8 protein-coding genes are annotated in these 6,000 nt (G+C 64.3%); all 8 read left to right on the plus strand.

The window, feature by feature from the left end; genetic code table 11:
• Positions 1–368: 368 nt before the first annotated feature.
• A complete protein-coding gene (locus tag QJT78_RS36065) occupies positions 369–599 on the plus strand; it encodes a hypothetical protein (protein ID WP_038944869.1) in 231 nt (76 codons plus the stop codon).
• 31 nt (positions 600–630) lie between these two features.
• Positions 631–786 carry a hypothetical protein gene (locus QJT78_RS36070; RefSeq protein WP_212479083.1) on the plus strand — a complete coding sequence of 52 codons (156 nt, stop codon included), beginning with the start codon at positions 631–633 and terminating at the stop codon, positions 784–786.
• A 6-nt stretch (positions 787–792) separates the two neighbouring features.
• Positions 793–954: a hypothetical protein gene (locus QJT78_RS36075; protein ID WP_157790129.1), complete on the plus strand. Its 162-nt coding sequence runs from the start codon at positions 793–795 to the stop codon at positions 952–954.
• 96 nt (positions 955–1,050) lie between these two features.
• Positions 1,051–1,647, plus strand: coding sequence for a hypothetical protein (locus QJT78_RS36080; protein ID WP_152621568.1), 597 nt, complete (start codon positions 1,051–1,053; stop codon positions 1,645–1,647).
• A gap of 9 nt (positions 1,648–1,656) precedes the next feature.
• Positions 1,657–2,997: an ATP-binding protein gene (locus tag QJT78_RS36085; protein ID WP_281460445.1), complete on the plus strand. Its 1,341-nt coding sequence runs from the start codon at positions 1,657–1,659 to the stop codon at positions 2,995–2,997.
• A gap of 18 nt (positions 2,998–3,015) precedes the next feature.
• Entirely contained in the window at positions 3,016–3,465 is a 450-nt protein-coding gene (locus QJT78_RS36090) for a hypothetical protein (protein WP_152621567.1), read from the plus strand.
• A gap of 71 nt (positions 3,466–3,536) precedes the next feature.
• On the plus strand, positions 3,537–4,646 hold the full coding sequence (locus tag QJT78_RS36095; RefSeq protein WP_281460446.1) for a PD-(D/E)XK nuclease-like domain-containing protein: 1,110 nt from the start codon (positions 3,537–3,539) through the stop codon (positions 4,644–4,646).
• A 14-nt stretch (positions 4,647–4,660) separates the two neighbouring features.
• The coding region (locus QJT78_RS36100) for a hypothetical protein (RefSeq protein WP_281460447.1) at positions 4,661–6,000 on the plus strand (1,340 nt) is incomplete at its 3' end.

Genomic DNA, 6,000 nt, shown 5'->3' on the forward strand with positions numbered 1-6,000 from the left:
CCCCTCGCGTGGCGACCGGCAGTGGGAGCAATCCCGCGCGCACTCGTGACGTCCCTGCCAGAGAGGAAAGTGGTTCGCAGCCGAACGGCAGCGTTCAACACCCACCTGTGACACGAGCGGGCCGACCGCGATCTGAGACACGTGCTCAGGCCGCCGTTGGTGGTGCAAGAAAGGACCGGTCGGTCGCCCGGATTTCGAATACTGCCCGCCTTGCGGTGCAGATGCTGCGGCCGGCGCGCGCTCGCCGCGGACAGGCAGCGAGCTCCTCGGTCTGCACGCGGGGCTTCGGCCGCCGCGCCTGGACAGCGGGGACCAGCGGGGTGGCTGCGGCTCCCGGCTCCTGCCGCCTCCCCTTCCAAGGATCTCGCATGTCCGAACCATACGTGCGCCCGCTTGGCGTCAGCCTGATGTTCGCATCGCGCACCGAGATCGAGGCTGCGCCGGCGGCGGAGCGCGAGGCCTATCTCCGCATCGTCGAAGCGATCCTGGCGGATCCCGCATCCTGCGATATGCGCCGCGAGAACGACGACGACCTCGCGCGCGAGTCCGCGCTCGACGCAAAGCTTGCCGGCATCAACAACGACTGGGTTTCGCGCTGAGCGGGCCTGGTCACAACCGAGGAGGTGAAACATGAGCGTGCGTAGGAAACCACCGGCCGCACAGACGGTCGCGCCGTCCGCATTGCAGCGGCACTTCGTTGGATGTGTCGAGGACGCGATCCTTCACATCGGTCTGGCCGAGATGAAGAAGGTCATCGCTCGCCACACCAAGACCAAGCGCAAGTAGCCCGCCATGAAGCGCACCGCGATCATCGTTGTCCAAACTGCCGTGATCGCGGGGCTGCTTCTGCGCGGCGACAGCCTTGAAGGCTTCGGCATGGGGCTCGTCCTCGGCTTGGTGTGGGGTGCGCTTGTCGGCGCCGCCTTCATGTTCCGGGAGCGCCAGCCGACATGACGTCCCTCCTCCGCGAAACCGCGACCTTCTTCGTGACGGTCGCCTTCATCTTCACCGTGGTCACGGCCACGGCCCAGCACCTTTGAGGTTCGCTCGATGGCTGACCAGCACCGGCCCGTAATGAGTCCCGAGACGCTGACCCGGCTCGCCGGCGCCATGACGGAATTTGCGACCGCATGGGCCGCGGACGTTGAGGCGTTGCGCGCGGCCGAGAACGAGCTCGCCACCACGACGTCCCTGCTCGACACCTCGAATATGCGTCGTGACGACCTTCAGGGTGATCTCAATTCCGCGCTCGCGGACAACAAGCTTCTCCTGGATCGGAATGCCTTTCTCGAGGCGCAGATCCAACTGATCGCCGACCGCGCCCAGGATGCCGAGAACGGCATGGCTGCAGTCCGCCAGCGCGTCGACGCCACGGTGCGCGGCGACGGCACTGTGCGCGAACGCGCCTCCGCGGCGCAGCCGGCGGCTCTGAAACTCGCGGCGGAGCCAGGTTCGACGAGCGAGCGCCTGGCCGGCCTCGCGCGGGAACTGGAGGCAATCCGCCCGGTCGCGCCGGCGGCGCCGCGCCAAGTCCGCGAACTCGATGCCGACAAGCCCGACGGCACAGACCTTCCGCAGGATCCGCCGCCAATCGCGCATCGCACGATGCCGCCGTCAAACGACTTCATCCGCCAAGCCGCGCAGTAGGACCGCAAAATGACCGACGACCAGCCGCTCCGCATCCTCAGCCTCGACGTCGAGAACATCCTTCGAGTGGTCGCCGTCCGCGTCCGCCCCGACGGCAAGGTGGTCGAACTCACTGGGCGGAATCGTCAGGGGAAGAGCTCAGTCATCGAAGCCATCTGGATGGCTCTCGGCGGCGAGAGGCTGATCCCAACCGATCCGATCCACGACGGCGCCGAGGTCGGCCGCATCGTGCTCGACCTCGGCGATGATGCCGGCACGCAGTATCGCGTTGCCCGTAAAATCGTGCGGGCCGACAACGAAAAGGGCTTCGCCACCAGCCTGACGATCGAGGGAGCCGACGGGAAGCGGTTCACGAACCCGCAGAAGATCCTCAACGGCTTCATCGGTGCCCTGAGCTGTGACCCACTCGACTTCATCGCGATGAAACCGCAAGAGCAGTTCGACCTGCTCAAGCAATTCGTCGCCGGCGTCGACTTCGACAAAATCGCCAAGGCTAACGACGACGATTTCAAGACCCGGACCGACGTCAACCGCGACGCCAAGGCCAAGCGGGTGCAAGCCGACGGGATTCGGATCGATCCCGACGCGCCGACCGAGCGCCAAGACGAGGGCAAGCTTGTTGCCGAGCTCGCCGCCGCCGGCGAGGCGAACGCCGCCGCGGAGCGTTTTCGCTCGGGCCTCGCCGCCAAGAAGGTGCGCGCTGAGGCTGCCGACGCCGCGGCGGAGGCTAACCGAAAGCGGATCGAAGAGCTCCGGAAAGAGATTGCTACTCTCGAAGTGCTCGCTGATCAGACGGATGCGGAGGCCGCGGATCTTAGGCTCGAGATCGCCGAAGCCGGCGACTGCCCGGTCCCGGTCGACACCGCTGATCTTACGGCCCGCATCAATGCCGCCCGCGATGCCAATGCTCGCTTCGATGTCGCGGAGCGCGCCCGTGCGGACCGGACCCGTCTGGACTCCGAAGCCGCGACCCTGGAGAAGCGGGCCGACGAGTTGACCAAGGTGATGGCAGACCGCACTGCGGCCAAGGAGAAGGCGGTTGCCGAGGCCAAGATGCCGGTTGCTGGCATCTCGTTCGGCGACGGCGCCATCCTGCTCGACGGGCACCCCCTCGCCCAAGCCAGCCAGGCGCAGAAGCTCAATCTCGCCATCGCGATCGGGGTCGCGCTACAGCCGCGGCTCCGCTTCATCACGACGAAGAATGCCGCGCTCCTCGACAAGGATTCCTGGAAGGCGCTCGTCGACCTCGCGGAACAACAGAACCTGATGATCATCGCCGAAACGGTCCAGTCAGATCGACCGACCGCGGTTGTCATCGAAGACGGTCGCGTCGCGAAGCCAGTCGCGTAAGCAGCGGAGTGAACCGGCATGTTCGATTTCTTCGCCGCCTTCCGACCACGACCTTCAACACCCTGGGATCGGGCTCCTCCCTGGGCGCTGGAGTTGCGCAACATGATGAAGCGAGCCCTTGGTAACGAAGAGGAACTGATGTCCCAGGCCCAAGATCTCGACAGTGCCGTCCAGGCGCTGACCATTGGCTTTGCTGCGCTCGACGCCGCGATCCAGCCCGCTCTCCAGATCATCGCCGATAACTCCAGCGGCAATCCGACCATCGCAACCGCGATCGCGAACATTCAGGCCATCACCGGCAAGATGGCATCGGATGCCGCCGCTCTGACCGCCGCGGTCCCGGGTGCGACCACCGTTCCGGCTCCGGGCCCCGTCACGCCGGTTGTCGATGCCCAGCCGGACGCCACCCTGCCGTCGATCGACGCCCCGACGATCACTGCACCCGACGCGACTCCGCCGACCTCCTGATCGTTCGACCGACACCGCCGTGCGGGTTTAGCGCTCGCACGGCAATTCCCCCTTCAATCTGGAACGCCGAAATGAATGCCCTCGTCTCAGCCCCGCGCAGCAACGACACCGTCCGTCATGAGGATGGCATCTATTTTGGCCTCTCCGAGGTGGCCTACCACGCCGATAAAGCGCTGGGGTCGAGCTCGCTGAAGGAACTCGTCCTCGATCCTGTCGAGTACCAGGACGACCAGCTCAACCCGGGCGAAGAGAAGGAAAGCATGGCGCTCAAATGGGGCCATGCAATCCATTGCCGCGCCTTAGAAGGGCGGCTCTCGCTCGCGGAGCGGTTCGCGATCGCGCCCGAAGTGGCCGACTACAAGGGGGCCTTGGTCACGATGTCCGACTTGCAGCGCCATTGCAAAACGATCGGCATCAAGCCCGGCACTAAGAAGGAAGAGGCGATCGCCAACATTCGCGCGGTCGACAAGGAAGCCGTGATCTGGGACGAGATCGTGGCGAAGTTTGCGGCCGACAATGTTGGTAAAGAAATTCTGCCGCGGACCGCGCTCAACCAAATTGAGAAGGCGGTCCGCTGGATGCAGCGGTCGAAAAAGATCGCCCCGGTAATGAAGGACGGCACGTTTGTTGCCGGCGCCAGCGAAGTCAGCATCTTCTATACCGAGAACGGCGTCCGCCTGAAGGCGCGCATCGACCATTTGCTTTCCCACGCCGTCGTCGACTTGAAATCGTTCCGGCCTTTCTACCGCGAGAATCTGATCGAGGCCGCTAAGAAGGCGGTCAGCCGCGTGCGGTACGACCTTCAGGCAGGCGCCTACATCAAGGCGCTGCGCGCCGCAGCGAGGCTTTTTGCCGAGGGCAAGGTCTTCAATTGCACCTATCGGCCTGAATTCCTCGAGGAGGTCTTCAAGGCACTGGCACTAGCGGAGAAGCAGCCAGGCTCCGACGACGCGATGAAATGGGTCTGGGTCATGATCAAGGCCAACGGCGCCCCGCAATCCGTCGTCGGCGAGTTTGATCTCACCAGCATGATCTTTCGCCAGGCAGTCGTCGATGTCGAGCGCGCCATCGGCGAGTACCGCCAGTTCACGGAGACCTTCGGGCCCGATGCCGAATGGGTGCGCGAAGTCCCGGCCCAGCTCTGGGGCGATACCGACTTCAGCCCTTACGCCTTCCTTTGAACTGAGGACCGCAAATGAACCAGCAAGTCATCCCACCGTCGGAAGCCGAGCAACTCGACAAGCGCGAGATGGTGCCGGCAAATCTTGTCGACACAACGCTGCCGACCATCCTCAAAGCCGAGATCGATAGCCAGATCGCGACGGCCAAAGCGTTCCCGCGGAGCATCCACAAAGCGATCGACAGCATCGTTACGCTGGCCACGTTGGATGAAGAAACCGCGGCGGAGTGCCTTTACGCCTTGGTGCGCAGAAAGAAGCAGCAGCGCAGAGGCGGTCCACAGAACGAAGCCGAAGCGGAAACCGAGAATAAGCCGATAGAAGGCCCGAGCATCCGGCTCGCCGAGATCGCGGCACAGTGTTGGGGCAACAATCGCATCAAGGCGCGCGTCATCACCGTCAATCGCAAGGAAGGATGGGTTGAGGCGCTGGGCGTCTTCCATGACCTTGAAACCAACATGGCGTCGGAAGCTACGATCCGTCGCAACATCTTGACCTCGACCGGACGCGTCTTTTCCAACGACATGATCACGGTGACCGGCAATGCCGCAGCCGCGATTGCAAAACGTAACGCGATTCTTGCCGGCATTCCACGTGGCGTCTATCGCAAGGCCTATCAGGAAGCACGCGCTATCGTCGCCGGCACCACAGCGACGCTCGCACAAAACCGCGAGAAGGCGATCGCGGCGTTCGCCGCATTCGGCGTTACCGCTGAACAGATCTTCGACGTACTCGACGTCGACGGCGAAGGCGATATCAAAGTCGACCATATCGCTACCCTTCGCGGTATGTTTGCTTCAATCAAGAATGGCGAAGCCACCGTTGAGGAGATGTTTGCGAAGGAGAAGCCTACAGAGGCTGATCCCGACCGCAATCCCCTCGTGAAGAATGGCGGCGCCGGCGCCAACGATTCCATCAGCACCGGAGGTCAATCGAATGAAGTAAACGGCAATACCGACAAGGGAGATCCGCGTGCGGATGGCACCTCGTCGACCGAGAATCGATCTGCAGCTGTGCAGCAGGACAGCCAGGCCGGGGCAGCGCCGGCCAACGAAACAACCCGACAGGCATCGGCTCCTCCAGCCCCCGCCGATGCCGGGGCGAGCACCTCCCACCCCGAGGGCTCGCCCCAACCTGATCTGCTGTCCGGAGCGACCACCCGTGACGGCAGCGGCCAGCCAGCCGACCGGCAGGCTGAGGGGGCGGTCGACTCCCGTGGCGGGACAACGACCGCCCCTACCCGCCACCCCGCGAGCCCGGAGCGCTTGCAATCTTACAGCAAGGCGCTCGCCACGATCGAGAACGGGGGCCCGGCCAAGCTCGGCAAGCAAAGCACGGCGTGGATCACGCGCAACGG

The organism is Bradyrhizobium sp. Mp27 (assembly GCF_029953005.1).
In the GTDB taxonomy this organism is placed as follows: Bacteria; Pseudomonadota; Alphaproteobacteria; order Rhizobiales; family Xanthobacteraceae; genus Bradyrhizobium; species Bradyrhizobium barranii.

Bases quoted from the DNA above. Each gene is read 5' to 3' on its own strand.
- QJT78_RS36065 (WP_038944869.1), top strand. From the start codon at position 369: ATGTCCGAACCATACGTGCGCCCGCTTGGCGTCAGCCTGATGTTCGCA.
- QJT78_RS36070 (WP_212479083.1), top strand. From the start codon at position 631: ATGAGCGTGCGTAGGAAACCACCGGCCGCACAGACGGTCGCGCCGTCC.
- QJT78_RS36075 (WP_157790129.1), top strand. From the start codon at position 793: ATGAAGCGCACCGCGATCATCGTTGTCCAAACTGCCGTGATCGCGGGG.
- QJT78_RS36080 (WP_152621568.1), top strand. From the start codon at position 1,051: ATGGCTGACCAGCACCGGCCCGTAATGAGTCCCGAGACGCTGACCCGG.
- QJT78_RS36085 (WP_281460445.1), top strand. From the start codon at position 1,657: ATGACCGACGACCAGCCGCTCCGCATCCTCAGCCTCGACGTCGAGAAC.
- QJT78_RS36090 (WP_152621567.1), top strand. From the start codon at position 3,016: ATGTTCGATTTCTTCGCCGCCTTCCGACCACGACCTTCAACACCCTGG.
- QJT78_RS36095 (WP_281460446.1), top strand. From the start codon at position 3,537: ATGAATGCCCTCGTCTCAGCCCCGCGCAGCAACGACACCGTCCGTCAT.